Genomic DNA, 26,540 nt, shown 5'->3' with positions numbered 1-26,540 from the left:
GGTGGACGACGCCGCGCTGCTCAGACCGGGCAGCCGGTGTCGTCCACCACGTAGTGGCCGGGCGCGGTCTGCCTGAGGGTGTGGCGGGTGAACGTGTTCCACAGCCCCATGGCCTGGTTCGAACCCTTGGCGTACGTGTTGCCGCCGCTCTGGTAGGCCCGTCCGGCGACCGTGTGGTCGTAGTTGCTGGCCGTGTGGCAGGTGGGTGTGAACCCGGTGGTGGTCGCGGACACCACCGGGGAGACGCCGCCCGCCGCACCCGCCGCGTCCACGGCCGCCACGCTGTAGCGGTACGTGGTGCCCGTGGCCAGGCCGGTGTCGGTGTAGGCGGCCGAGGTCGTGGTGCCCACCCGCGTGCCGTCACGGTGGACGACGTACGAGGCGGCGCCGTCGACCGCCTGCCAGCTCAGGGAGACGGCGGAGTCGGTGGTCCGGGTGACCGTCAGGCCCGTGGGCGCGGGCAGGGCGCCGCTGCCCTCGTCGCCGTCGAGTCCCCAGAACCGTGCGGTGTGGTAGCTGGAGCAGACGGTGTCGAGGTAGTACGTGCCGGTGCTGCCGCACTGCCCGGGGCCGCTGCCCGGGTCGACCGCGAGCCCGTGCCCCATGCCGGAGACCGAGTAGACCTCGACGGCGGGACGGCCCGAGGCGTCGTCGTAGACGCTTCGCGAGGTGCCCGCGCCGAGGCTCTCGGTGCGTGAGGGGGTCTGGCCGAGGCCCCACACGTTCGTCCACTGGTCGCGCAACTCACCGGCGTTGGCGGGGACGACGGTGGTGTCGGCGGTGCCCTGCCAGATCGCGACGCGCGGCCAGGATCCCGTGCCGGCCGGGGCGGCGGAGCGCACCAGGTCCCCCCACTGCGCGGGGCTCTTGTCCGGCGGGCCGTACATGCAGGTGTACGCCGCCGACACACTGCTCGCACAGCGCGCGGGCAGCCCGGAGGCGATGGACCCGCCCGCGAACACGTCGGGGTAGGCGGCGAGCATGTTCGCGGTCATGGCGCCGCCCGCGGACAGGCCGGTGATGTGGACCCGCCGGGGGTCGCCGCCGTACAGCGTCAGGGCCTTGTCGACCATCTGCCGCAGCGACAGGGCCTCGCCCTGGCCGCGCCCGCTGTCGCCCGGCTCGAACCAGTTGAAGCAGGAGTTGGCGTTGTTGGCACCGCTCGTCTGCGGGAAGACCAGCGCGAAGCCGTACGCGTCGGCGAGCTTCGGCCAGCCGGAGTGGGCGTAGTAGTCCTGGGCGCTCTGCGTGCAGCCGTGCAGCGCGAGGACGAGCGGAGCGCCCGCCGGCAGCCCGTCGGGCGCATAGGTGTACATCGAGAGGTTGCCGGGGTTGGTACCGAAGCCGGTGACCTGGGTGAGACCCGCGGCGGATGCCTGCGGACCCGCGGCGATCAGGCCGCCGGTCAGGGCCAGAGCCCCGGCGACGGCTGTGACCCAGCGGCGTACGCCTGCGATGACGCGGCGGCTTCCGGAGAAGCGGAACGCGGTGTGCGACTGTCCCATGACGACTGCCTGCCTCCTGGTGGGGGGAAACGCTTCGCGTCGCCGGTCCGGGAGAGGCCCGGAGGACCGGCGTGCCGTGCATCATCGGGGCGCGCTCGCCGGCGTCGACATGGGCCGGACCACCATGTGTGGCGGGGACCTGTGTGACGGCGCTCTATGGCCCGGTCGGTGACCGGTCGTGTAGGGCCGGAGCACCTGGGCGAAGGATCTCCCCGCTGGCGAGCCGCCCTGGCGCCGGCACCCATGGTGTGGCGGTGGAAGGTGGTCGCCGGGCCCATAGGTCGCGGCGGATCGCCGTCATAGCCTCCCGCGCATCCCTGTACGCAGACCGCGACCGCGGAGGCACCCGCATGCATCGTTCCATCCGCCCACTGCCCCGCCCCCGGGGACGGTGGGCGGCGGCAGCCCTGGCGCTGGCCGCCCTCGCCCTCACCCCCGCGCCCGCCACGGCGGCACCGGATCGCTGCGCCCACCCCCCGGGCGTGCGGGTACCGGGAGCCGAGCACCAACGGGCGTCCTGCCTGGCGGAGTTGACCACGGCCGGCACGGTCGCCTCGGGGCACACCGATCCGGCCGACTGGGCCGGACTGACACCGAAGGACCTGGCCGTCCCCAGCGGGGTGCCCGGCGTCCAGATCGACGGCTACTTCCCCGACACCTCGATCACCAACACCAACCACGGCTGGCGGCACGACGCCCAGTTCGTCATCCGCCTGCCCGACCGCTGGAACGGCGGCCTGGTGGTCGCGGGCACCCCCGGCAACCGCGAGCAGTACGCCAACGACCGGGCCATCGCCGACTGGGTGCTCTCCCGCGGCTATGCCTACGCGGCCACCGACAAGGGCAACACCGGCCTCGCCTTCCACCGGGACGGAAGGAAGCCGGGCGACGCCATCGCCGAATGGAACGACCGGCTCACCCAGCTCACCCGGGCCGCCCGCGCCACGGTCGCCCGGCACTACCACCGCCCGCCGGCCCGCACGCTGGTGACCGGCGTGTCCAACGGCGGTTACCTCGTGCGCTGGCAGCTGGAGAACCACCCCGAGCTGTACGACGGGGGAGTGGACTGGGAGGGCACCCTGTGGCGCTCCGACGGCCCCACCCTCCTGGACTTCCTGCCGCTGGCGCTGCGCCACTACCCCGGGTACGCCGCCGGGGGAGCGCAGACCGGCCCGGCGCGCGCGGCCCTGCACGCCGCCGGTTTCCCGGCCGGGTCGGAGTTCCTGTGGCCGTACCACCACCAGGTGTACTGGGACCTGACCCAGCGCCTCTACCGCGAGGAACTGGACCCCGGCTTCGACGGGCCGGCCGAGGCCGGCACACCCTTCTGCGCGCCGGGCACACCGGCCTGTGACGCCGACTACGACTACGCCTCCCGGCCCGACGAGGTGAGAGCAGCCGTGGCGAGGATCGGGCTGACCGGGCGGATCGGCAAGCCGCTCATCACCCTGCACGGCACCCTGGACGTCCTGCTGCCGATCAGCCGCGACTCCGACGTCTACGCCCGCATGGTGCGCGAGGCGGGCCGCGGGCCTGCGCACCGCTACTACCGCATCGAGGGCGGCACCCACACCGACGCCCTGGCCGACACCCACCCGGACCGCCTGCGCCCGCTCACTCCGTGCCACCGGTCGGCCTTCACCGCGCTGGAGGACTGGCTCGCCTCAGGGCACCGCCCACCCGCCTCCCGCACGGTCCCCCGGCCCCCCGGGAGCGACCCGGCGACCCTGGCGAACAGCTGCTCCCTGACGTGATCGCCGGGCCGTCGCCCTCAGGGAGCGACCGGCTTCCTGGTGCGCTCGCTCTCGTCCTGGACCAGCAGGGAGAGCAGGGACGCCACCGGGAGGCCGGCTTCGGCCGGGTGCCGCAGTACCTTGTCGGGCTCGACTCGGTAGGTGTTGGTGCGTCCCTCGCGGGTGTGCGAGAGGTACCCGGCCTGCTTCAGATCGGAGATGATCCGCGACACGGCCCGCTCGGTGAGCCGGCAGCGGGCGGCGATCTCGCGGATGCGGATGTTCGGGTTGTCGGCGATGGCCGCCAGGACCCGCGCGTGGCTGGTGATGAACGTCCATCCGGTGTGTGATTCGGGCACTCCAACCATGCCCGGCATTTTAAGGGGGGCGTTGCCGGAACGCAGATACATGACATACTTTTCCGGCAACAGATGTCGTGCTCCCGTGAGGGAGCCGCAGGGAGGAGCCCGAGGTGCCCTGGGAGGAAGCCGCCGCACCGGCAGTCATGAGCAACCGCAGTGGGGCGTCCCTTCCCGAGCAGCGCACCGGGCCCGCCACGTCCGGGACTGCCGTGGAGCGGTACGCACACCGAGAGGCCTGCGTCGTCGTCGCGCGCGGGGCCTACGACATGGACTCGATCACGCCCCTGGCCGACGCGCTGCGGGAAGCGGCCCGGAAGCATCCGAAGGTGATCCTGGACGCCTCAGGCGTGACCTTCGCGGACTCGACGTTCCTGAACCTGCTGATCCTCACCCACCAGGCGGGCACCCTGCGCGTGGTCGCACCGTCCCCCCAGGTGCGGCGGCTCTGCGAGATCACCGGGGTCGACGGCCTCCTGGAGCTGCGAGCCACCGTCGAGGACGCCGTCGCCTCCTGAGCGCGGCCCGGGCCGAGCACTGATCGGCCCGCAGGGAGAGCGGGCCGGAACCGTTCGCCGCGGACCGGGGAGCGGTCCCCCGGCCCCTACGGTTACCGTGGAGGACGTGCTGGAGCTCTGCCGTGAGCCCGATCCGGGAGCGGTGGCGTCCTCCCGGGCGGTCACCGTCTCCTGCGGAGTGCTCCGATGACGGGCGCGACCGGCGACGCCCCGGGCTCCGAGCCCGACGACCGGACGTTCTCCGCCCTGCTGGAGGAGAGCGCCGAGGACCTGTACGAGAACGCCCCGTGCGGGTTCCTCTCCACCCTGCTCGACGGAAAGATCGCCAAGGTCAACACCACCCTGCTGGACTGGCTCGGCTACCGGCGCGCGGACCTGGTCGGCCGCCGGACCTTCGCCGACCTCCTCACCGCCGGCGGCAGGCTGTACCACGAGACGCACTTCGCGCCGCTGCTGCGCATGCAGGGCGAGATCAGCGGCATCGCGCTGGAGCTGAGGGCGGCCGACGGCAGCCGGCTTCCGGTGCTGGTGACCTCGACCGTCAAGCGGGGCAGCGACGGTGAGCCCCTGCTGATCCGCACCACCGTCTTCGACGCCCGCGACCGCCGCTCCTACGAGGAGGAGCTGCTGCGCGCCCGCCAGGAGTCCGAGCGCGAACGCGAACGGCTCAAGCAGCTCGCCGCCACCCTGCAGGCGACGCTGCTGCCACCGGCCCTGGAGAACGTGCCGGGCCTGGACGTGGCCGCCTACTACCACATCGCCTCGGCGGACGAGGTCGGCGGCGACTTCTACGACCTCTTCCCGCTCGCCGCGGGCGCCTGGGGCCTCTTCCTGGGCGACGTCTGCGGCAAGGGCGCCACCGCCGCGGCCGTCACCTCCCTGGCCCGCTACACCCTGCGCGCCGCGGCCGTCTACGACCCCTCCCCGGCCGCCGTGCTGAGGACCCTCAACACCGTCCTCCACCACGAGTACTCCAGCGCCGACGACCCCCGGTTCTGCACCGTCGTCTTCGGCCTGCTCACCCCCGACGACGACCGCAGCGGCTTCCACATCACCCTGGCCGGCGGCGGCCACCCGCCCGCTCTGCTGCTCCGCGCCGACGGAACCGCCGACCATCTGCCCACCCCCGGCGGCCAGCTCATCGGCGTGATCCCCGACGCCCACATCGCCACCACCGCCTTCCGCCTCGCCCCCGGAGACACCCTGCTCCTGTACACCGACGGCCTCACCGAGGCGCACACCGCCGCGAACGGCAGCGACCGCTACGGTGACGACGCCCTTCTCGACTTCGTCCGGGCGCTGGCGCCGACCACCGCGCGGCACACCGTCGCAGCCGTCCGCGACCTTCTCGCCGACCTCGGCCCCGGCGTGGAGGACGACGCCGCCGTCCTCGCCGTCCACGCGCCCCGGCAGCCCCGCTGACTTCAGCCGCAGAACGCGGTGTCCACGGACTTCATCACCGCCAGGGCCCCCTTCGTGGCGTCGCCGAAGGTCCCCGGCAGGGCGGTCACCGCGAGCCCGACGGAACGCCCGTCGTCCGTGGCGCCCCCACGGGTCTCGTACCCGTCGATGTCGCCGCCGTGCCCCCAGTAGACGCCCCCGCAGCTGAGCGGGACGCTGAACACGCCGAGCCCGTACCGCCAGCCCGGGAGCAGCGGGGCGTCGACCGTCCTGCGCATCTCGGCCAGTTCCCGGGCCGGCAGCAGCCTGCCCTCGATGAGGACACGCGCGAACTTCGCCAGATCGCCGGGCGTTGAGATCAACTGGCCGGCTGCCCCGCCCCAGGACGGGTCGATCTCGGTCACGTCGATGACCCTGCGGCTGTGCGGGTCGCTCAGGGCGTAGCCGTGCGCGTGGGGCCGGCGGAGGGTCTGGTCGCCCGCTTGCGGCCAGTAGGTGTGGCGCAACCCGGCCTTGCTGATGACGCGTTCGGCTATCTGCTCCTGCACCGGGCGGTCGGTGACGCGCTCGATCAGGAGCCCGGCCAGCAGGTAGTTGGTGTTGCTGTACTTCCACCGGGTGCCGGGGGCGAACTCCGCAGGGTGGGCCAGGGCGGCGGCGAGCAGGTCGTGGGGCTGGAAGAACCTGTGCTGGACCTTCGCGAAGTCCTCCAGCCCCAGGTGGTCGGTGTAGTTGGGGAGGCCGCTGGTGTGCTGCAGGAGCTGCCGCACGGTGATGCGGCGGCCGTCGATGCCCCTGCCGCGCACCAGACCGGGCAGGTACGTCTCGACGGACTCGTCCAGGCGGACTTTGCCCTCGGCCACCAGCTGCAGGACCACGACCGCGGTGAACGTCTTCGTGTTGCTGCCCGCCCGGACGTAGCCGTCACGGGGCACCGGCGCGCGCTCGCCCAGCCGGGCGGACCCGGCCACCAGCGACCTCGTCCGGCCGTCCTTGTTCACCCAGGCCATCACGGCAGGGAACTTCTCCTCGCTCACCAGCGAGTCGATGCTCTTCTGCAGGGGCGACGCGGACGGCGGGCGTGCCACCGCCGCGTCGGTCACGGTGGCGCCCACCAGGACCGCCGCCGCCGTGGCCAACAGGGCCTTGTGCAGCCTCGAGGTGATCTTCCGGTTCATCGGCGTTCCTCCGTCGTCGGGTTCGGCACCGGAGACGTTTCCAGGAACTACCGCCGAGATCACTGGGGTTGGGCACCGAAGACGGGGTGTACCTGGCACCACCCGGGCCGGATCGGCCGCGGCGACGCCGACGGCGGATCCGGCCCGGGACCGCCGGGCTGAACCGCCCGTCGCCTACGCCCCGTCGGGGTGCGCCGCCGGACGCTGCCACCAGGCGGCCGTCGCGTCCCGGAGGGTGTTGGTGCCGCAGTGCACCTCACCCATACCGAGGTGGTACGTGTACCAGTCGTCGATGTACGACACCCGCATGCCGGTCCGCTGGTAGGCGGCGGACACGGCCTCGGTGAAGACGTCCTCGCCGTCGACGACCGGTCCCCACTGGCGCGGGGCGAGGTAGCGGTCGCGGGTCAGGAGTACGCCGTTGACCGCGCCCGGAACGTACGCGCTGGTCGTCACCGTGTCCGGAGCCGCCACACGCCGGCCGGCCGGGTTCTCGGCGAGCCACTTCTGCTGGCCGAAGTCTTTGAGGCTGTCCACCAGGCCGGAGCCGGCGCCCATGCGCGTCAGCCGAGGCACGGGAACCTCCCGGCCGTCGGCGGTCAGGGCCTCCGAGTCACGGGTGTACAGGGCGGGCACGCGGACGATCTCCTCGTCGGTGACCCCCGTCTCACGCTTGAGGACCTCCAGGTTGGCCGCGATGCGCCGCGCCGCCATCTCGTTGTCGGCCACCAGGTGGCGGGAGGCGAGCGCCTGGTCGATGGTCTCCTCGGGCGCCGGGCTGTCACTGCGGCCGGGGACGGAGAACATCTTCGTGCTGCCGTGGCCGTCGCGCTGGGCGTCGCGCAGCAGTTGCAGCCCCGCCCGCGGGTCCGCGACGCCGAGGCGCCAGCCGCGCGGGGTGTCGGCGGGCAGGAACTGCACGAACTCGTCGACGTGGCCCACGCCCAGCCAGGAGGTGTCCAGCAGCAACGGGTCCTGCATGCCCTGCGACGCGAGCAGCGTCCGCATCACCTTCGACGGCCGCGCCCCGCTGTCCCTGCGCTCGCCCATGATGATCCGCCCGGCCGGGAACGAGCGGCCGTTGTGCGTGTAGGGCGGGATGGTCTCCAGGTTCCCCATGGAGTTCAGCGACCAGTCGTCGGGCTCCGCCCGGTCGGTGACCTGCACGACCCCGATGTCCCGGCCGCGCACCTTCTCGAACAGCTCCCGGCCGGCGTCGCGGTCCGGCTGGGCGGAGCGCAGCATCACGCGCATCACGTGCCGCCGGCCGCCCGGCCCGGTCATGCTGACATAGGCCGGTTCGACGAAGTCCTGGGCCCAGGGGTCGGCGTACTTGGTGAACTTGACCAGCGGCGTGGTGATCCCGGCCTTCCCGACCTCCTTCGCGAGTTCGGCGACGAACTTCTGCTGCAGCCGGCTGTACGGCCCCTGGCCCTGGACCTCCGTGACCATCACCTGCTGGGTGTTCTGCAGGTGATGGTGGGTCAGCAGCGGTGCGACGCGCAGGGTCACGGCGTCGGAGGTGGTTCTCCCGCCGGACGTCACCGTCAGCCGGACCACCGCGCGGCCGTCCCACCTGGCTCTGTCCCGGACGACGTCGGTGGCCTCGACACCGAACTCCGCCCCGGCACGCAACTCGGCTGCGGTCAGCCGGGTCCGGGCCGTCACCGGCACCCACTTCCCGGCACGCCTGAGGAAGAGATGCGCGTGGTCCCCTCCCGTGGTGATCTTCAGTGTGCCCTTGGCGTCCGCCGGAAGGCCCGGCAGGGGCACGGATCGGACCCGGGCGAGGTCGGCGGCGTCCGCGGTGCCGTTGACCTGCGTGTCGGAACCGTCGTCGCACGCGGCCAGCTTCGCGTCGGACAGCGGGCTGCCGCCGGGCCCGGTGACCGGGCACCGCTTGGCGTCGTCGTCGATGTTGGGCAGGAAGACGGCGCCACGCTCGACGGACCAGCCGTCCTCACCCCTCTTGTCGCTGCCACCGGTGACGTCGACCCGCCCGTCGCGGTTCACATCCGCCCGTAGGTCGGCACGTCCCGCCGCGTCGGCGGCGGACGCGGGTCCGGCCGGACCGGCCAGTACGGACCCCGCGGCGGCGATGGCCAGCACCACCGATCCGGCCGGGTACAGGCGCGGACGTATACGTATACGTGAACGCACAGCACGTTCCTCTCAGTTGCGGGTTTTCGCCCTGAAAGAGGAGGGGGAGTGGCTGTGCGTTCACTGTGGGGCCGGAGTTGCCTACCTTCCGCGACTTCGGTTTCCTGACGGAAAATCAGGACATCCGCCGTCCATGTCTCACGAGTCGATGGTGCAGGCCGCTTCCGGGGACGGCGGTTCCAGTCCCGCCCTCGTCCCGATCCTGTGTCTCTTCCTCGTCATGGGCCTGGTCCAGGTGATACGCCCCCAACTGCTCTGGCGGCTGAACAGCCGGCTCCAGCGAGGCTGGGTGAAGAACCCGGAGGCCGCCGAACCCACGGCCAAGGGGTACGCCATGGAGCGCGTGGTCGGGGTGCTCTTCCTCGCCATGGCCGTCTGGATGCTGGTGCGGGCGGTGTGAGCACGGGCGAGCCGTGCTGAACCCCGCACCGGTCACGGGCCGGTCGCCGCCTGCTGGTCGACGGCGATGCCCAGCCGGTCCGCCACGCTCGTCAGGGCCGTGCCCAGCGGAAGGGAGACCCGGGTGAGAGCGTGCTGGTCGCCTCGGGTCGGGTCCCGGTTGACGATCAGCACCGGCTTTCCGGCCCGCGCCGCCTGACGGACGAAGCGGAGCCCGGACATCACCGTCAGCGAGGACCCCAGGACCAGCACCGAGGACGCAGCCCGGACCAGCTCGCGGCAGTGCTCGACGCGCTGCGGCGGAACGGCCTCGCCGAAGAACACCACGTCCGGTTTGAGGACGCCGCCGCAGGCCGCGCACGGCACCACCCGGAAACCGGCGACCTGGTCGTCCGTGAGGTCGGCGTCGCCGTCCGGGTTGATGCCGGCGGCCACGGGCTCGAACCCCGGATTGGCCTCCTCCAGGCGCCGCGCCAGCTCACGGCGCGGGCTGCGCGCGCCGCAGGACAGGCAGACCACCCGGTCCAGGGCCCCGTGGAGTTCCACGACGTCCTCGCTGCCGGCGGCCTGGTGCAGGCCGTCCACGTTCTGGGTGATGACGCCCGAGAGCAGGCCGTGCCGCCCGAACGCGGCCACGGCCCGGTGCCCGGCGTTGGGGCGGGCCCGGCCGAAGGTGCGCCAGCCGAGGTGGCTGCGCGCCCAGTACCGGCGCCTGGCCTGCGCCCCGGCGACGAAGTCCTGGTAGGTCATCGGCGTGTGCCGGCTCAGGCTCCCGCCCTCGCCCCGGTAGTCGGGAATGCCCGACTCGGTGGAGAGACCCGCACCGCTCAGCACCAGCACACCGCCGGTGCCCAGCGCGTCGGCGACCGGCTCCAGGTCCGTGCTGCCCGGCGGCAGGTCCTCGCCGGGCGTCCAGCTCAGGGTGGGGCGCATGCGCATGCCGTCAGGGTACGGAACCGCGGCCCCCGGCGGGGCGGCGCGGTCTGCGCCGTGACCGGGTGACCCCGGACCGTCCGGTCGCTCGCGCACGGTGGACGTGGGCGGTCAGTGCGGTCGCTCGCGCACGGCGGACGTGGGCCGTCCGGTCAGTGCGGTCGCTCGCGCACGGTGGACGTGGGCCGTCCGGTCAGTGCGGTCGCTCGCGCACGGTGGACGTGGGCCGTCCGGTCGCCCGCCCCCGGTGCGTCGGCGCGGCCGGCGTCGGCTCGGCCGTCCCGCGCCCTGATAGCGCGCCGCGAGCCGGGCCGGCGCGACGGCGCCGAGCAGCGGTCCGAAGCCGCGCAGGGCGATGCCGTAGTGGCCGGGGACGCTCAGCGGGCTGACGATGATGCCGGCGAGCCGTCCGGCCACCGGCCGGCCTCCGAACCGGGGGGCCAACAGGCCCGGGGCCACGGGGAACCCGGCGCACAGGATCCAGGAGGCCTGGTGGGCGGTCCGCCGGAAGGCTGCGCCGGGGCGTGACGGACGCGGACTCGAAGCCCAACGCGCACCGGCCCCGGACCGCTGCTGCGTCCGGCTGCGGCCGGCGGCCTGAAACGCGCCGTCACCTGCGGGTCTGCTCGGCCGTGTCCATCCGGGCCGGCCGGCCGGTGCTGAAACCCTCGATCCGGGACAGACGGTCGGACAGCGGCGCGTACCGGTTCAGCGCCGACCGAGCGAGGGACGAGGTGAGCGATGCGTGCGGTGACGGTTCGGCCCGGCACCAAGGACTCCACGGCGGTGCGGGAAGTGCCCGACCCCGCCCCGGCCGCCGGCGAGCTGCTGGTGGACGGCCTGGCGATGGGCGTGTGCGGCACGGACAAGGAGATCGTCCGGGGCGAGTACGGCACGGCACCGCCCGGCCGTGACCGGCTGGTCCTGGGACACGAGTCCCTGGGACGGGTGCGGCAGGCGCCACCGGGAAGCGGCTTCTCGGCCGGTGACCTGGTCGCCGGGGTGGTGCGCCGTCCGGACCCCGAACCGTGCGGGGCGTGCGCCCGCGGGGAGTTCGACATGTGCCGCAACGGCCGTTACACCGAGCGCGGCATCAAGGGGATCGACGGTTACGGCGCCGAGGCGTGGTGCGTGGAGGCCGAGTACGCGGTGCGGCTGGAGCCGCATCTGGACCGCGCCGGGGTGCTCATGGAACCGACCACCGTGGTGGCCAAGGCCTGGGAACAGATCGAACGGGTCGGTGGCCGCTCGTGGTTCGAGCCTCAGCGGGTGCTGGTGACCGGGGCGGGCCCGATCGGCCTGCTTGCCGCGCTCCTCGGCGCGCAGCGGGGGCTGGACGTGCACGTCCTCGACCAGATGACCGACGGCCCGAAGCCCGGCCTGGTACGGGACCTGGGCGCCACCTACCACGCCGAGGACATCGAGCGCGTGATCACCGCCGTCCGCCCGGACGTCGTCATCGAGGCGACCGGCGCGAACGAGCCCGTGCTCGCCGCGCTGACCGGCACCGCGCCCTACGGAGTGGTGTGCCTGACCGGGGTGTCACCCGCCGGGCGCAGGGTGACCGTGGACGCGGGCGCCCTCAACCGGGAGATCGTGCTGCAGAACGACGCGGTGGTCGGCTCGGTCAACGCCAACCTGCGTCACTACCGGCAGGCCGCCGACGCCCTGGCCCGGGCCGACCTGTCCTGGCTGGAGCGCATGATCACCCGGCGGGTGCCGCTGGAGCGCGCGACGGAGGCGTTCACGCCGCAGCCGGACGACGTCAAGGTGGTCATCGAGCTCTAGACGGTGGCGACGAGTTCCCGAAGGGAAGGTTCTGAATGTCTCACAGCTCCGCTCCACTGGTCGTGGTCATGGGCGTGTCCGGCTCGGGGAAGACCACGGTGGGCCGCTCGCTGGCACAAAGCCTGGGCGTTCCCTACGCCGAGGGCGACGATTTCCACCCCGAGGCCAATGTGACGAAGATGCGGGCCGGTCACCCTCTGGACGACGAGGACCGCCGCCCCTGGCTGGAGGAGATCGCGCGCTGGCTGGCCGGCCACGCGGAGAGCGGAGGCGTGGTGACCTGCTCGGCGCTGAAGCGGCGCTACCGTGACCGGCTGGCCTCCGCCGCACCGCGCGTGTTCTTCCTGCACCTCGACGGCTCAGCCGAGCTGATCGCCGCGCGGATCTCCGCCAGGCGCGGCCACTTCATGCCGCCCGACCTGCTCCGCAGCCAGCTCGCCGACCTTGAACCGCTGGGGGAGGACGAGGCGGGCGCGGCCGTCCCGATCGACGGCACGCCCGAGGAGACCGCCGCCCTGGCCCACGCCGCCGTCGCCCCTCCGACCGCGCCCGGTGAGGCCGACGGGAGGCCATGACCGGCGTGGGTCCGGGTACCCGCCCGTCATGCCGCAGAGGCCCCCGCACCTGTACGTCAGCCGTGACCGTGTCGACGCGGCCGTGGTGCGCAGTGCGGGAACGCGGCGAGAGGACGGGCGGGACGCTTTGCTCGTGCTGGTGCCGGGCCTGGGGGCGCCGGGGTACCTGCTGCGCACGCTGGAACACTGCGCCCGGTCGGGCCCGGCCCGGCTGCTGGACGTGCCGGGCTTCCGCGATCCCGGCGGGCCGGCCTGCCCCGAGACGCTCGGGCCGCTGGCGGACACGGTGGCGCGGTGGCTGGCCGTCGTGCCGCAGGCGCCCGTGGTGCTCGCCGGGCACTCCACCGGCGCCCAGGTGGCGCTGCACGCGGCCCTGCGCGCCCCCGAGCGGGTCCGCTCCCTGATCCTGCTCTCCCCGACCTTTCCGCCCCACCTGCGCCGGATGCGCCCGCTCCTCGGCGCACTCGCCCGCACGGTGGTCCACGAGCCCCCGGACGTCGTCCCGGCCGTGCTGCCCACCTACCTGAAGGCCGGCCCGCGGCGACTGCTGACCTGCGTCCGGTCGGCCCAGGCCGACGCGCCCGAGGACGTCCTGCCCTCGGTGGCCTGCCCCGTCACCGTCGTGGCGGGGGAGAGGGACGCGCTGTGCCCACCGGACTGGGCCGGGCACCTGGCCCGCCGGGCAGCCGACGGCCGCGCCCTGCCGGCCCCGGGCGCGCACGCGTTTCCCCACCGCCACCCCGCCGTGACCGCCGGGATTCTGGCGCAGGCCCGGGACGGGTGGCCGTGACGCGTTCCCGATGCCACGGCGACGCCGGAGCCAGCGGGCGTCCGCCCCCGTACGCCCGGAATTCCCCTGCTGACGCGATCCGTTGAGATCATCCACATCGGTTTCCACCGTCTGCGCCGGGTTCAGACCCGCTTGAGCGTGATGCCGCGGCTTTCGAGCGCCCGGGTCTCGTCGGCGGGTGCGGTGGTGTCGGTGACGAGGACGTGCACCAGGGTCGAAGGCCCGACGTAGGCCTGGGTGGTGCGGCCGAGTTTGCTGCCGTCGGCGGCGGCGATGATGCGGCGCGCCGAGGTGATGCCCGCCTTCTTCACCGCCGCTTCGTCGAGGTCGTAGGCGGTCATGCCGTCGTCGGCGCTCAGTCCGCAGCAGCCCAGGACGGCGGTGTCGAAACGCAGCGCCGCCAGGGAGGCGAGGGTGAGGGGGCCGGTGAGGGCGCCCTCACCGGTGCGGGGCCGGCCTCCGGGGACCAGCAGCCGGGTCGGCTCGGGGGCGTCGCTCAGGATGGCGATCGCCTGCAGAGACAGCGGCATCACGGTGACCTGCCGGCCGTGCAGCAGACGGGCGACCTCCAGACAGGTCGTGCCACTGTCGAGCAGGACGGTCTCGCCGTCGTTGACGAGCGAGGCCACCTCCGCCGCGATGCGGCGCTTGGCGTCGACGGCTTCGTGGGCGCGCAGCGCGAAGGGAGGCTCGTCGCCGCGCAGGAGGAGGGTGCGCGCGCCGCCGCGGAACCGTTCGAGGACGCCTTGCGCGGCCAGATGGTCCAGATCGCGACGGATGGTCATCTCCGAGGCGCCGGTCAGGTCGGCGAGCTCGGCGACGGTGGCCGTGCCGGCCCCCTGGACGGCCTGGGCGATCAGTCGGTGGCGTTCCGCGGTGCTCATACGGTGATTCAACACCATCCCATCGAACGGAATAGGTGTTTGGAGTCGCGCGTTTCAAACATGTAAATTGTTCGTTATGGTGTTCCGTATGGAAAGAACGCTGCGGACGGCCCGCGTTGCCACATTCGTCTACTTCGTACTCAACGGCACCTTGCTGGGCATGTGGGTGGTGCAAATCCCGGCCATCGAGGAGCGCGTGGGCATCAGTCACGCCGCCTTGGGCGGATTCCTCGTGCTGTTGGGGGCCGGGGCGTTCGTCGGCATGCAGGCCGGCGGGCGGCTGTCCGACCGGCTCGGCACCCGCACCGTCGTCCCCCTGGCCGGCGCGCTGTGCGGCGCGACCCTGGTGCTGCCGGGGCTCGCCGGTCAGCCCTGGGTCCTCGGAGCCGCCCTGCTGCTCTTCGGCTTCGGCAACGGCACCCTCGACGTCAGCATGAACGCACATGCCGTGCAGGTCGAGAAGGCGTACGAGCGGCCCGTCATGTCGGCGTTCCACGCCACGTTCTCCGTCGGCGGTGTCCTGGCCGCCGTCGCTGGTGCCGCGGCCGCCGACGTCGGGTGGAGCCCGGCCACCACGCTCGGCACCGCCGCGGGCGTCGGCGTCGTCGTCGCCCTGGTGGCGGCCCGCGGTCTGCTGCCCGCCGTGCAGGCCGCCCCAGCGGCGGACGCCGGGGGCGAGTCCGCGACGGGCAAGCGCGCCGTTCCCGGCCGGATCTGGCTCCTGGCCGTCCTGGCCCTGCTCGTCATGCTGTGCGAAGGGGCCGCCAACGACTGGAGCGTGCTGCACCTGGAGGACGTCCTGGGCGCGCCGGAGAGCACCGCCGCCTTCGCCTACGGGACGTATGCGGCCACCATGACCGCGGGCCGGCTCGTGGCCGACCGGATATCCGCGCGCTTCGGGCCGGTCGCCGTCCTGCGGTACGGCGCCGCTGTGGCCGCCGCCGGCATCACGATCGTGGCCCTGACGCCCTGGATCTGGGCGGCCCTGACCGGCTGGGCGCTGTTCGGACTTGGCCTGTCCGGCTGCATCCCGCAGCTGTTCAGCGCCGCCGGGCACACCGACCCCTCGGCGGCGGGCACCAACGTCTCCCGGGTCGCCGGGCTCGGCTACATCGGCATGCTCGCAGGGCCCGCCGTCATCGGCTGGATGACCCACCTCACGCCCCTGAACCACACCTTCCTGCTGCTCACCCTGTTCTGCGCGACAGCCGCCGCGGCGGCGGGCATTCTTCGGCCCGGCTCCCCGAAGGAGCCTCACGAGAGTGCGGCGCACTCGACGGCATCGGGCGGGTGACCCAGGCGACCAGGCGGTGCGCACCGGCGGCGGGAAACAGCGAAGGCAAGGAGAGAGATCTCCTTGCCTGTCTCAAGGTATAGCGCACCGGGGGGCTTGCGGCAAGGCCCCGGGCAGGGCGCAGAATCGTCGGCCGAGACCACGACCTGCGGAAACGGGGCACTGCATGCCTGAGTTCTTGTCGCATCGGAGCACGGCTGCCACGGGGGTGCCGCGATGACCGAGCAGTACGTGCTGGACCTTCGGGAGATCGACCGGGCGCAGGTCGCGGTCGCGGGCGGCAAGGGCGCCCACCTGGGCGCGCTGTCCCGGATCGAGGGGGTGCGCGTCCCGGACGGCTTCTGCGTGACGACGGACGCCTTCCGGCGGGCCATGGCCGAGGTGCCCTCGATCGAGGCCGAGCTGGACCGGCTGTCGCGGGTGGACCCGGAGGACCGGGACGCGATCCGCACGCTCAGCGCGCGGATCCGCCGCACCGTCGAAGAGGCCGCCGTCCCGGACGACATCGCGGCGTCGGTCACCCGCTCCCTCGCGCGCCTCGGCGAGGACGCCGCCTGCGCCGTCCGCTCCAGCGCGACAGCGGAGGACCTGCCGACGGCCTCGTTCGCCGGCCAGCAGGACACCTACCTCAACGTCGTCGGGGCACCGGAGATTCTGCGGCACATCAGCCGCTGCTGGGCCTCGCTGTTCACCGAGCGGGCCGTGACCTACCGGCGGCGCAACGGCATCGGCCACCGCACCGTCCACATGGCCGTCGTCGTGCAGCGGATGGTCTTCCCGCAGGCGGCGGGCATCCTGTTCACGGCCGACCCCGTCACGGGCAACCGCAAGGTCGCCACCGTGGACGCCGGCTTCGGCCTCGGCGAGGCACTGGTCTCCGGCCTGGTGAACCCGGACGTCTTCACGGTGCGCGACGGCCAAGTCGTCGCCAGGACCATCGCTGCCAAGGAGCGCGCCGTGCACGCCCTGCCGGGCGGCGGCACACACCAGGTGGAGATCGACCCGCGACGGCAGGAGCAACCGGCGCTGACGGACGAGCAGGCCGTGCGGCTCGTGCGGCTCGGACGGCGCATCGAGGCGCACTTCGGCCGTCCCCAGGACATCGAGTGGTGCCTGCTCGACGACGACTTCCGGATCGTCCAGAGCCGGCCGATCACGACTCTGTTCCCCGTCCCCGAGACCGGTGACCGGGAGAACCACGTCTACGTCTCCGTCGGGCACCAGCAGATGATGACCGACGCCATGAAGCCCCTGGGGCACTCCATGTGGCGCCTGACGGCCATGGCACCGATGCACGAGGCCGGCGGCAGGCTGTTCGTCGACGTCACCCGGCGCCTTGCCTCGCCCGCGAGCCGCGCCGGTCTCCTGGACCTCATGGGCCGGGGCGATCCGCTGGTCAGAGACGCGCTGGAGACCATCCTCGAACGAGGCGATTTCATCCCCTCGCTGCCGGACACGTCACCCGCCGGACCGCCGGCCGGTGGCGCCCCCGCCCCGATCGAGACCGACCCGGCCATCGTCACCGAGCTGATCGAGCGCAGCGAGGTGTCCGTCGCCGCCCTGAGGCGCGAGATCCGGACGAAGAACGGACCTGAGCTGTTCGACTTCCTGCTGGAAGCCTTCGAGGAGCACAAGCGGGTCCTCGGCGATCCGCTGAGCATGCAGGCGATCATGGCCGGCATGGAGGCCACCTGGTGGCTCAACGACAAGCTGGGGGAGTGGCTGGGCGAGAAGAACGCGGCCGACACGCTCACGCTGTCCGCCCCGGGCAACATCACGTCGGAGATGGGACTCGGACTGCTCGACGTCGCCGACGTCATCCGCCCGCACCCACGGGTGGTTGCCTTCCTCCAGGGCGTCGAGGACGACGACTTCCTGGACCGATTGGCGAAACTCCCCGGCGGCAGCGAGGCACGCGACGCGATCGAGGCCTACCTCGACCGGTACGGCATGCGCTGCGCCGGCGAGATCGACATCACCCGGCCCCGCTGGCGGGAACGGCCCAGCACGCTCGTGCCGGCGATCCTCGACAACGTCAGGAACTTCGAGCCGGGCGCCGCCCGGCGGCGCTTCGAGCAGGGGTCGCAGGAGGCCCGGAGGAAGGAACAGGACGTGCTGGCACGCCTGCGGGCCCTGCCGGACGGGGACCGGAAGGCGGACGAGACCAAGCGGATGATCGACCGCGTCCGCACCTTCATCGGGTACCGGGAGTACCCCAAGTACGGCATCGTCAGCCGCTACCTCCTCTACAAGCAGGCCCTGCTGGAGGAGGCCGAGCGGCTCGTGCGGGCCGGCGTGCTCGCCGCGCGGGAGGACGTCTTCTACCTCACGTTCCAGGAGTTCCACGACGCGGTGCGCTCCCGCCGGGTGGACGCCGGCCTCGTCCGGCAGCGCAAGGAGGCGTTCCGGTCGTACCAGGCACTCACCCCGCCCCGGGTGCTCACCTCGGACGGAGAGGCCCTGAACGGGGCGTACCGGCGCGAGGACGTACCGGCCGGCGCCCTGATCGGCCTGGCCGTGTCCGCCGGGACCGTCGAGGGCAGGGCCCGCGTCGTCCTGGACATGGCGCGAGCCGACCTGGAGGCGGGCGACATCCTCATCACCGCCTACACCGATCCCAGCTGGTCACCCCTGTTCGTCGGCATCGCGGGTCTGGTCACGGAGGTGGGCGGCCTCATGACCCATGGCGCGGTGATCGCCCGCGAGTACGGCCTGCCGGCCGTCGTCGGAGTCGATCGGGCGACCCGCCTCATCCGCGACGGTCAGCGCATCCGCGTCCACGGAAGCGACGGGTACGTCGAGATTTTGCCCTGACCGAGCACGTCGGGCCCAGCCCGGCGAGGGCGCCGGCGCGCGCCACGACCGCGACGGGGAGGAGCGTTGATCGCGGCGCACCTGGCCGCTTTCCTCCTGGTGCCCGGCGCGCTGACCCACGGGGGCGTCCACCTTCCGCAGTCACGCTGACGGGACGGGGAGCGACCGGTCCGCGGGCCCTGCCTCCGGCTCGCGGATCGGGGCGGTCCCGGTGGGGCGGCTGTGGCCGCTCGTCCACCCCGCCGACTCGTCCGGGCACGGCATCAGGCACCGTAGGAACGGTGGCGGCGCGACGACGCGCCGCCAGCCGAGCGGACGGGGTTCCCGCACCGTCGCCCACCAGAACCCGAAGGGGAGCTGCACCATGCGTGTCGTCCTGGCCCACGACCTGGGGGAGGGGCCCCGATGAGCGGAGCCGAGGAACCCGTCCTCTTCCACACCACCGGCCGCGCCGCCCACATCACGCTCAACCGGCCTCGCGCCCTGAACGCCCTCACGCACACGATGGTCCGCCGCATCGACGAGGCGCTCACCGCGTGGGAGACCGACCCGGCCGTGGCGACCGTCGTCATCACCGGCGCGGGGGAGCGGGGCCTGTGTGCCGGCGGCGACATCCGCGCCATCCACGACGACGCCCGCGACGGTGACGGTTCCGCCACCCGGGCGTTCTGGCGCGACGAGTACCGCCTCAACGCCCGGATCGCCCGCTACCCCAAGCCGTACCTGGCCGTGATGGACGGCATCGTGATGGGCGGCGGTGTCGGCGTCTCGGCCCACGGCGGCGTCCGCGTCGTCACCGAGCGGTCCCGGGTCGCCATGCCCGAGACCGGCATCGGCTTCGTGCCGGACGTCGGCGGCACCCATCTGCTCGCCCGGGCCCCTGGCGAGCTGGGCACCCACCTGGCCCTGACCGGGGCGCAGACCGGTGCCGCCGACGCGCTGCTGTGCGGGCTCGCCGACCACTACGTGCCGTCGGCCTCGCTTCGCCCTCTCCTGGACTCCTTGGCCGAACTGCCCGTGAACGAGGCGCTGGCCGCCGTCGCGCGCACACCCCCGCAGGGTGTCCTGGACGACCAGCGCGACTGGATCGACACCTGCTACGCGGCCGACACCGTCGAAGAGATCGTGCACCGGCTGCTCGCACACGGCGACCCCGCGGCCAAGGAGGCGGCCGAGTCCCTGCTCGCCAAGTCGCCGACCGCCCTCAAGGTCACCCTCGCCTCCCTGCGCCGGGCCCGGGAACTCGGGCTCCTGGAGCGCGTCCTGGACCAGGAGTACCGGGTCTCCTGCGCCGCCCTGGGCACATCCGACCTGGTCGAGGGAATCCGCGCGCAGGTCGTCGACAAGGACCGCAGGCCGCGCTGGGCACCGAAGACCCTCGCCGAGGTCACGGACGCCGATGTCGAACGCTTCTTCACCCCGCTCGGCGCGTGCGAACTCGCTCTCGCGGCGGCAGACGCAACTCGCGCGGACCCTCGCCCGTAGCGCGGCCGTCGTCGGCCCCGTAGGGGCTCGGCGATCCGGCCGCCCGGCGTGCCGCACACCTGCGCCGAGCGGCCGGAGCGGCCCCGCCGGGCGGGTCAGAGCATGAGCAGCAACCGCGTGTGCGAGACGAGCTTGCGGTTGACGCTGGTGCTCTGCACGAAGATGGTGAAGTCGTCGTTGTGGTCCGGCTTGACGCGCACCTCCGTGTTCGGCAGGCCCAGCAGGGCCCGGGCCGTGGGACCCGTGTACACGCGGTCGGTCTTCTTCTCCAGCACCGCTATCTGCTTCTGCGCCTGGATCTTCTCGGACTTGCTCAGCTGGTAGAACGCCGCCCCCGTGCGGTACGTGTGCCCGCACTCGGTGACCCACTCCCGGATCCCCGCGTCGCGAGCCACCGGGATCAGCTGGTACTTCGACGGATCGATCGGGGTGAGCCCGGCCGCCTTGATGGTGTCCTGGTTGACGGCGTCCGCGCCGGTGGAGAACACCGCCCGCGATCCCCGGATGCCCTGGGTGCGGCCCACCATGAAGTTCTCGGTGGCCTGCCGGATGACCTGTCCGGCCTCTTCGAGCCCCTGGGTGCTGGTGGCGTCCCAGATGGCGATGTTGTCCTTGGGGAAGCCGCACTGCATGGCCTCGCGCTTGCCCATCTGGTCGGGCACCAGGACGGCCAGGGTCCAGTTGTCCTGCTGGGTCTCCATCATGTGGGCCACGGCCTGCACCAGTTCACGCGGATCCCGGGCAGGGGCATCCTGGCACCGATGGCTCGCGTTCTCCTGGCCGTCCGTCAGCACGAACGTCAGGAAGCTGTGGTCCCCGTACAGTTGGGCCGTCTGGGCCAGCTCCCGCTGGGACTTCAGCGCGGCGGCCAGCAGTGCCGTCATCCCACCGGGCCGGTACAGCTGCTTCAGCGACGGCATGCGCAGCACGTCCTTGTCGTAGATGACGCACTCCACCTTGTCGGCGAAGACGTACACCGTGACGCGCGTCTCCTGGTCCAGCTCCCGCGAGCGGCGGGCGAGATAGGCGATCTGCTGGTCGGCCACTTCGACCACCTTGCCGCTCAGGTGCGACATGGACGAGCTGGCGTCCAGCACAAGAGCGACGTGGTTGATGTAGTTCTGGGTTCCGGTCGTCACGACTCCCCCTCGTTCCGGCGATGGTCACACCTTCTCACCCACCACTGACAATCGATCTTGGTCGCGGGTTCCGACGGTTCTTTATGAAGAGGAGACGTTTGTTCGGGCCAGATCTGTGCACCCGAAGACCTAACACAGTCTTTATACGACGAAGTGAGAGAGGCATCATGGGCATCATTGCTTGGATCATCATCGGGCTGCTCGCCGGCGTCATCGCCAAGGCTCTGATGCCGGGCAAGGACCCCGGCGGCATCATCATCACCATGCTCATCGGTATCGCCGGCGGTCTGCTCGGCGGCTGGCTCGGCAAGGTCATCTTCGGCGTCGACTCCGTGGACGGGTTCTTCGAGATCTCCACCTGGATCGCCGCGATCGTCGGCTCCATGATCCTGCTCGCCCTCTACCGCCTCGTCACCGGCAACCGGCGCACGCACCGCCACGCCTGACCGGTTGCAGGCACACACTCCGCATACACCTGGGCGGCTCCCCTCCTGTTCGCAGGAGCGGGAGCCGCCCAGGTGTATGGGCGCGGCCTCGGCACCGAGCCCGTCACGAGTCCGGGCTGCGGACGGCGGACGAGCCGTGGTGTGCGCCGGCGCGGCCACTTCACGCACGGCGACCATCGGCCTCGAACTGGCCGAAGAAGCCGCGCCGTTCGACGCCGTCCTGGTCGAAGAGGCGTCGATCATCGCCGGGACGCGCATGCTCCTCGACCACGCCGGTCTCGTCGTCGAACCGTCGAACCGTCGGCCGTGCTCGGTACCGTGACCGCTTCCGCCCGCACGCCATCGAAGGCCGGGCACGGGTGTGTGGTTCAGGGCGTGTGGACGGTGGGCCGGGGCGGCGTCGGCATGGCGTTGCCGAGGAAGAAGCTCGGGTGCGGGGGCTGGTTGTAGGCGGTGTTCTGCCAGGCCAGGGCCGTGCGGTACTGGGTGTCGTGGAGCAGTGTGGTGATGCGCGTGCCCGTCTGGTGGGGCGTGCTGTAGATGCGCAGGGCCGTGTTGGCGCTGGTGCGCCAGATGACCTCCTCGCGCCAGTCGCCGAGGATGTCACCGGACAGCACCGGCGTGGACTTCGTGCCGTTGCTGGAGGAGACGCCGGAGCCGGTCAGCAGGCGGGTGTCGCCCGAGGTGCCGTACTTGTCTATCCGGGTGCCGTCGAGGAGTTCGCGGACGGGGTCGCCGTCCCACCAGGACAGGAAGTTGACGCTGGAGGGCTCCCGGCCGAGGGAGGCGCCGGTGGCCGAGCGCAGGGTGGTGTCGGCGGCGGACCAGGCCTCGGCGCCCGCGCTGCCGGCGTACACGTCGGCGGCGACGCCCCGGCCGTTGTCGGAGCCGGACGCCGTCTGCCACAGGAGCTGGCCGGTGCGGGCGTCGGCCATCCAGGAGCCGGGCTTGCTGGAATCCTCGGAGACCTTGAAGTACTCCAGGCCCGCGCGGGAGGGGTTGAGATCGCCGACGTGGCCGGCGTCGCCGTGCCCGAGCCGGGTGGTCCACAGTCCGCTGCCGTTGTCGTCCACGGTCATCGCGCCGTAGACGATCTCGTCCTTGCCGTCGGCGTCGACGTCGGCGACGGAGAGGCTGTGGTTGCCCTGACCGTCGTAGCCCTTGCCGCTGTTGGTGGAGGACGTCGTGTCGAAGGTCCAGCGGCGGGTGAAGGAGCCGTTGCGCCAGTCCCAGGCGGCGATCACCGTCCGGGTGTAGTAGCCCCGCGCCATGATCAGGGAGGGGCGTGCGCCGTCAAGGTAGGCGGTGCCCGCCAGGAAGCGGTCGACGCGGTTGCCGTAGGAGTCGCCCCAGGAAGAGACGGTGCCCCGGCCCGGGACGTAGTCGACGCTCTGCATCGCCTTGCCCGTCTGGCCGTTGAACATCGTCAGGAACTCGGGCCCGGACAGGACGTAGCCGCTGGAGTTGCGGTGGTCGGCCGAGGGGCTGCCGATGACCGCGCCGGTGCCGTCCCTGGTGCCGTCGGCGGTCTTCATGGCGACCTCGGCCTTGCCGTCGCCGTCGTAGTCGTACACCTGGAACTGCGTGTAGTGGGCGCCGGAGCGGATGTTGCGGCCCAGGTCGATGCGCCACAGCCGGGTGCCGTCGAGTCTGACGCCGTCGACGAAGGTGTTGCCGGTGTAGCCGGACTGGGAGTTGTCCTTGGCGTTGGTGGGCTGCCACTTCAGGACGATCTCCAGCGCGCCGTCGCCGTCGAGGTCGCCGACGGAGGCGTCGTTGGCCTCGTAGGTGTACGCCACCCCGTCCGGCGTGGTGCCACCGGCGGGCGGGGATATGGGGACGTCCTTGTAGCCGGTGCGGAACTGGACCGCGCGTGCGGACGCTGCCTGTTCCGTGCCGTTGACCACCGCGCGCACCGTGTAGTCGGCAGCGTCCGCGGCGCCCGCGTCGAAGTAGTTCGTCGAGGCGGTCAGGGGTGCGGAGTTGAGTCTCGTGCCGCCGCGGTAGACGTTGAAGGAGACGTCGTTCGGGTCGGTGGCCAGCCAGCGCCAGGACACCAGGTTTCCGCTGCCGGTGTGGACACTGGTCAGGCCCCGGTCGAGCTCCTCGACCTGGCGAGTGGTCGCCGCCTGGGCGGTCTGGGGCAGGGCGACGAGCGCGGAGACGGCCAGTGCCGCCGCGGAGATCGTGCCGATCAGCCGGCCGCCCGGCCGGTGGGGTGATCGCCATGGTCGTGGCGTGGTGCGGGGACGCCGTTCTGACAGGGTCACGGTGGCCTCCGGGGCGCGGGGGGTGTGGGGTGTGGGAACGCTCCCACGAGGGGGAGAGTAGGAACGAGCTGATGCCTCGTCAAGGATTCTGTCGAGTCCGCTGTTCGCACCTGTTCGGATCCGTGAGTTCTTCGTGTCTGACGGATTGACAGACGGGAAGGGCGCCCAGAACACTGCGTCGAGCGATGCGGGCCGCAACTCGGGTCGTACGCAGTCGAATTCGTTCGACATGACCCTCACGCAGGCGTCGCGTCGCTGGGTCGTCCCCCGGCATCCCGCAGGCCCGGTCCTTCACCGTACGTCGCTCTCGCCCGCACCTCACGGACCACACCCACTTCTCGCGGTACGGCGCCACCCGCATGAGCGCCCTGGTGCTCCAGGCCGTCCGGGAACAGAACCTGCCCTCGCCACCCACCTGTGCTGACCGGGCGAGCCGCCCCCAGGGAGGAACCGAATGAGGAACCTACGGACCGCCGTCACCGCCGCGCTGGTGATCGCCCTGTCGAGCCTGGGACTCGGCGCGGGGTCCGCCGCCGGCAGCACGGCCGGGGTCGCCACGGGCGCGACGAACTGCTCGGCCGGGCCGAGCCCGTTGCGAGCGGCCGCGCAGCCGGTCACCGTATGGCTGGCCGGCGATTCCACCATGGCCGACCCGGGCTCGGCCGCCTGCCCGGTCGGCTGGGGCAGTCAGTTCGACGCCCTGTTCGACGCGGACGTCACGGTCAGGAACCAGGCCGTGGGAGGCCGCAGCATCCAGACCTGGATGTACGAGGGGAACGTGAGCGGCACCATGGGCGCCGACGGCGAGTGCCGCCTCACCTCCACCGCCTACTCGTCACGCTGGCAGGGGATGCTGAACGCGAGCACCGGCATGAAGGCCGGCGACTACCTGTTCATCCAGTTCGGCATCAACGACTCCTCCTCGACCTGTCCCCGGCACGTCGGACCGGCCCGCTACCGCCAGTTGATGACCACGATGGTGCAGGCCGCCCAGGCGAGGGGAGCCCGCCCGGTGCTGCTCACCCCCGTCGCGGCCCTCACCTGTTCCGGCAGCACGGCGACGAAGAACCGCGGTTTCGTCAACGAGACCCACGCCGTCGGATCGGCCACCGGCGCCCCGGTCGTGGACCTCCAGTCGCTCAGCGTCTCGCTCTACAACGGCCTGCGCTTCTGCCCGCACAGCGGCGACTTCGGCTCGGGGCCCGTGGGCGCCTTCTTCTGCAACGACCGCACCCACTTCGAGACCCACGGAGCGCAACGGATCGCCGGTCTGGTCGCAGGTGACGTACGCAGGCAGAACCTTCCGCTCGCCGCCTATCTCAAGTAGGGCGCGCGAGCCCGTGTGTTGGCGGCGTCACCGAGAGGGTGCCGTCCACACTCGTCGGCTGCGCCATCCGGGACGACCGGCTCCGACCAGACGGGCGAAGAGGCGGCGGATGGCGTACGTCTCCACGTCCTCGTCCAGGGCGCGGCTCCGGACGGACTGCCCTACGGCTTCGGCCATCTGCGCCTGTTCCCGCTCGACCTGGTCGCGTCGTGAACCGGTGAGCGCGTCACGCCAGCAGCATGCGCGTCCAGGTCACGGCCAGGAAGACGCAGACGAGTGTGAACAGGCCCTGCACCACCGCCGTGACCGGCATCCTCAGGCGGGCATGCACGACGGCGCCGGTCGCCGCAACGGCCGGAAGGCCCCAGACCACGAGCCAGACCAGGACGGGGACGTCGCGGGAGTGCGTCGTGGGCGAGGAGCCCGGTGACGCCGCGGTGCCCAAGCCGACCATGAGGAACAGCATCACGGCGACGACGACGATGACCGCGTCGGCGACCAGGAGCAGCAGGGCGACCGTGATGTCGATCAGCCGGGAGGGACGGTCGCGGGTCCGGAGGCGCGTCGAGGTGTCGTCGCTGTCCGCTGTCGGTGAGGCCATGACCCGACTGCAGCACGGAATGGCGTCCTCCGCCCCCGGCGGGACCACGACGGGCCGCGGGAGGGACGTAGGATCATCCGCCCCCGCCCTCAAGGAGTGTCCGTCGGGTGAGCGCCGTCCTTCCCTCGCCCCAGCCGGCCGCCCCAGGGCTGCTGCGCGTACAGCACCTCACCCGCGTCGAGGACGGTGAGCGGCTGCACGCACTCGTGTGGCGGGCGGGCGACGACTGGCGGATGATCAGCAGCGCGGTTCTCGGCGGTGGCGTCGGACGACGCGCGTGGGTCCTCAACGCCCAGGTGTCGCACGGGTACCGGCGCACCGACCCGGAGCGGCACCTCGCCGACCTCGCCCGGGAGGCCGGCGCCCGGGGGGAGGGGGTCGGGCTGATGACGGCCGCCGACGTCCGGGCGTACGGACTCGCGTGCGACGCGGGGGTGGAGGCGGTCGTCACCGCGGGGCTCGGCGTGCGCGGCTGGGCCGCCTCTCCCGCCCGGAGCACGGTCGCACCCGCAGGCCCGGGCACCGTCAACATCATCGTCGCACTGCCTGTGGCGCTGACCGACGCGGCCCTGGTCAACGCGGTCGCCACCGCCACGGAAGCCAAGGCGCAGGCGCTGCTCGAAGCGGGCTACGACTGCTCCGGCACCCCCACCGACGCCGTGTGCGTCGCCGCGCGCACGGGCCCGGGCCAGGAGGTCCACGCGTTCGCCGGCCCCCGTTCCCCGTGGGGCTCCCGCCTGGCCCGCGCCGTCCACGCAGCCGTGCTGAGTGCGGCGTCCCGCGCACAGTGACGCGGCCGTCGACGGGGCTGCGCCGAGTGCGGTGTCCCGCGCCACGCGGCCGTCCACGCAGCCGTGCTGAGCGTCGCGTCCCGTGCCACGCGGCCGCTTACGGAGCCGTGCTGAGCGTCGCGTCCCGTGCCACGCGGCCGCTTACGGAGC

23 protein-coding genes are annotated in these 26,540 nt (G+C 72.5%); 14 read left to right on the top strand and 9 right to left on the bottom strand.

Going from position 1 to position 26,540, the window contains the following annotated elements:
* Positions 1–20: 20 nt before the first annotated feature.
* Positions 21–1,505: an extracellular catalytic domain type 1 short-chain-length polyhydroxyalkanoate depolymerase gene (locus ABTZ58_RS27725; RefSeq protein WP_351362151.1), complete on the bottom strand. Its 1,485-nt coding sequence runs from the start codon at positions 1,503–1,505 to the stop codon at positions 21–23.
* Positions 1,506–1,855: 350 nt separating this feature from the next.
* On the opposite strand from ABTZ58_RS27725, the gene ABTZ58_RS27720 reads away from it, so the two are divergent.
* On the top strand, positions 1,856–3,259 hold the full coding sequence (locus ABTZ58_RS27720; RefSeq protein ID WP_351362148.1) for a 3-hydroxybutyrate oligomer hydrolase family protein: 1,404 nt from the start codon (positions 1,856–1,858) through the stop codon (positions 3,257–3,259).
* A gap of 17 nt (positions 3,260–3,276) precedes the next feature.
* On the opposite strand, the gene ABTZ58_RS27715 is transcribed toward ABTZ58_RS27720, so the two are convergent.
* A complete protein-coding gene (locus ABTZ58_RS27715; protein WP_351362145.1) occupies positions 3,277–3,606 on the bottom strand; it encodes a helix-turn-helix transcriptional regulator in 330 nt (109 codons plus the stop codon).
* 137 nt (positions 3,607–3,743) lie between these two features.
* On the opposite strand from ABTZ58_RS27715, the gene ABTZ58_RS27710 reads away from it, so the two are divergent.
* Together ABTZ58_RS27710 and ABTZ58_RS27705 are read left to right on the top strand one after the other, a co-directional pair.
* Complete coding sequence (locus tag ABTZ58_RS27710; protein WP_351362142.1) at positions 3,744–4,115, top strand: STAS domain-containing protein; 372 nt, start codon at positions 3,744–3,746, stop codon at positions 4,113–4,115.
* Between the two features lie 186 nt (positions 4,116–4,301).
* On the top strand, positions 4,302–5,537 hold the full coding sequence (locus ABTZ58_RS27705) for a PP2C family protein-serine/threonine phosphatase (protein ID WP_351362139.1): 1,236 nt from the start codon (positions 4,302–4,304) through the stop codon (positions 5,535–5,537).
* Positions 5,538–5,539: 2 nt separating this feature from the next.
* Here ABTZ58_RS27705 and ABTZ58_RS27700 read toward each other — a convergent pair whose 3' ends face one another.
* Together ABTZ58_RS27700 and ABTZ58_RS27695 are read right to left on the bottom strand one after the other, a co-directional pair.
* Positions 5,540–6,694 carry a serine hydrolase domain-containing protein gene (locus ABTZ58_RS27700; RefSeq protein WP_351362137.1) on the bottom strand — a complete coding sequence of 385 codons (1,155 nt, stop codon included), beginning with the start codon at positions 6,692–6,694 and terminating at the stop codon, positions 5,540–5,542.
* A 174-nt stretch (positions 6,695–6,868) separates the two neighbouring features.
* The gene (locus ABTZ58_RS27695; protein WP_351362134.1) at positions 6,869–8,854 is read right to left on the bottom strand and encodes a protein-arginine deiminase domain-containing protein; all 1,986 of its coding nucleotides are present in this window, start codon (positions 8,852–8,854) and stop codon (positions 6,869–6,871) included.
* Between the two features lie 133 nt (positions 8,855–8,987).
* On the opposite strand from ABTZ58_RS27695, the gene ABTZ58_RS27690 reads away from it, so the two are divergent.
* Positions 8,988–9,254, top strand: coding sequence for a DUF6199 family natural product biosynthesis protein (locus ABTZ58_RS27690; RefSeq protein WP_351362131.1), 267 nt, complete (start codon positions 8,988–8,990; stop codon positions 9,252–9,254).
* Positions 9,255–9,286: 32 nt separating this feature from the next.
* Here ABTZ58_RS27690 and ABTZ58_RS27685 read toward each other — a convergent pair whose 3' ends face one another.
* On the bottom strand, positions 9,287–10,192 hold the full coding sequence (locus tag ABTZ58_RS27685) for an NAD-dependent protein deacetylase (protein ID WP_351362128.1): 906 nt from the start codon (positions 10,190–10,192) through the stop codon (positions 9,287–9,289).
* Between the two features lie 735 nt (positions 10,193–10,927).
* Here ABTZ58_RS27685 and ABTZ58_RS27680 point away from each other — a divergent pair.
* From ABTZ58_RS27680 to ABTZ58_RS27670, 3 genes are read left to right on the top strand one after another with little or no spacing between them, the layout of a single operon-like run.
* Positions 10,928–11,974 carry a glucose 1-dehydrogenase gene (locus tag ABTZ58_RS27680; RefSeq protein WP_351362125.1) on the top strand — a complete coding sequence of 349 codons (1,047 nt, stop codon included), beginning with the start codon at positions 10,928–10,930 and terminating at the stop codon, positions 11,972–11,974.
* Between the two features lie 35 nt (positions 11,975–12,009).
* Complete coding sequence (locus ABTZ58_RS27675) at positions 12,010–12,549, top strand: gluconokinase (RefSeq protein ID WP_351362122.1); 540 nt, start codon at positions 12,010–12,012, stop codon at positions 12,547–12,549.
* A 28-nt stretch (positions 12,550–12,577) separates the two neighbouring features.
* Positions 12,578–13,339, top strand: coding sequence for an alpha/beta fold hydrolase (locus tag ABTZ58_RS27670; RefSeq protein WP_351362119.1), 762 nt, complete (start codon positions 12,578–12,580; stop codon positions 13,337–13,339).
* A gap of 122 nt (positions 13,340–13,461) precedes the next feature.
* Here ABTZ58_RS27670 and ABTZ58_RS27665 read toward each other — a convergent pair whose 3' ends face one another.
* The gene (locus tag ABTZ58_RS27665) at positions 13,462–14,223 is read right to left on the bottom strand and encodes a DeoR/GlpR family DNA-binding transcription regulator (RefSeq protein WP_351362116.1); all 762 of its coding nucleotides are present in this window, start codon (positions 14,221–14,223) and stop codon (positions 13,462–13,464) included.
* An 88-nt stretch (positions 14,224–14,311) separates the two neighbouring features.
* Between ABTZ58_RS27665 and ABTZ58_RS27660 the strand changes: the two genes are divergently transcribed.
* The 3 genes from ABTZ58_RS27660 (at position 14,312) to ABTZ58_RS27650 (ending at position 19,816) form a co-directional block, all read left to right on the top strand.
* Positions 14,312–15,517, top strand: coding sequence for an MFS transporter (locus ABTZ58_RS27660; protein ID WP_351362113.1), 1,206 nt, complete (start codon positions 14,312–14,314; stop codon positions 15,515–15,517).
* 216 nt (positions 15,518–15,733) lie between these two features.
* Complete coding sequence (rph, locus tag ABTZ58_RS27655) at positions 15,734–18,331, top strand: rifamycin-inactivating phosphotransferase (RefSeq protein WP_351362110.1); 2,598 nt, start codon at positions 15,734–15,736, stop codon at positions 18,329–18,331.
* 405 nt (positions 18,332–18,736) lie between these two features.
* Positions 18,737–19,816, top strand: a complete 1,080-nt coding sequence (locus ABTZ58_RS27650; RefSeq protein WP_351362107.1) for an enoyl-CoA hydratase/isomerase family protein — start codon at positions 18,737–18,739, stop codon at positions 19,814–19,816.
* A gap of 95 nt (positions 19,817–19,911) precedes the next feature.
* Here the strand turns inward: ABTZ58_RS27650 and ABTZ58_RS27645 are convergent, their stop codons facing one another.
* The gene (locus ABTZ58_RS27645) at positions 19,912–20,892 is read right to left on the bottom strand and encodes a vWA domain-containing protein (RefSeq protein WP_351362310.1); all 981 of its coding nucleotides are present in this window, start codon (positions 20,890–20,892) and stop codon (positions 19,912–19,914) included.
* A gap of 230 nt (positions 20,893–21,122) precedes the next feature.
* On the opposite strand from ABTZ58_RS27645, the gene ABTZ58_RS27640 reads away from it, so the two are divergent.
* The gene (locus ABTZ58_RS27640; RefSeq protein WP_351362104.1) at positions 21,123–21,401 is read left to right on the top strand and encodes a GlsB/YeaQ/YmgE family stress response membrane protein; all 279 of its coding nucleotides are present in this window, start codon (positions 21,123–21,125) and stop codon (positions 21,399–21,401) included.
* A gap of 139 nt (positions 21,402–21,540) precedes the next feature.
* Complete coding sequence (locus ABTZ58_RS27635) at positions 21,541–21,723, top strand: hypothetical protein (RefSeq protein ID WP_351362329.1); 183 nt, start codon at positions 21,541–21,543, stop codon at positions 21,721–21,723.
* Between the two features lie 46 nt (positions 21,724–21,769).
* Here the strand turns inward: ABTZ58_RS27635 and ABTZ58_RS27630 are convergent, their stop codons facing one another.
* Positions 21,770–23,671, bottom strand: coding sequence for a rhamnogalacturonan lyase (locus ABTZ58_RS27630; protein WP_502996134.1), 1,902 nt, complete (start codon positions 23,669–23,671; stop codon positions 21,770–21,772).
* A gap of 454 nt (positions 23,672–24,125) precedes the next feature.
* Here ABTZ58_RS27630 and ABTZ58_RS27625 point away from each other — a divergent pair, with 454 nt between their 5' ends.
* Complete coding sequence (locus ABTZ58_RS27625; RefSeq protein WP_351362101.1) at positions 24,126–24,998, top strand: GDSL-type esterase/lipase family protein; 873 nt, start codon at positions 24,126–24,128, stop codon at positions 24,996–24,998.
* Between the two features lie 226 nt (positions 24,999–25,224).
* Here the strand turns inward: ABTZ58_RS27625 and ABTZ58_RS27620 are convergent, their stop codons facing one another.
* The gene (locus ABTZ58_RS27620; RefSeq protein ID WP_351362098.1) at positions 25,225–25,599 is read right to left on the bottom strand and encodes a hypothetical protein; all 375 of its coding nucleotides are present in this window, start codon (positions 25,597–25,599) and stop codon (positions 25,225–25,227) included.
* Positions 25,600–25,706: 107 nt separating this feature from the next.
* On the opposite strand from ABTZ58_RS27620, the gene ABTZ58_RS27615 reads away from it, so the two are divergent.
* Positions 25,707–26,390, top strand: a complete 684-nt coding sequence (locus ABTZ58_RS27615) for an adenosylcobinamide amidohydrolase (RefSeq protein WP_351362095.1) — start codon at positions 25,707–25,709, stop codon at positions 26,388–26,390.
* Positions 26,391–26,540 lie beyond the last annotated feature (150 nt).

It is taken from the genome of Streptomyces sp. NPDC094143 (assembly GCF_040303825.1).
Lineage (GTDB): Bacteria > Actinomycetota > Actinomycetes > Streptomycetales > Streptomycetaceae > Streptomyces.
The sequence above is the reverse complement of the archived record's forward strand: the minus strand, read 5'-3'. Positions and strand labels throughout refer to the sequence as shown.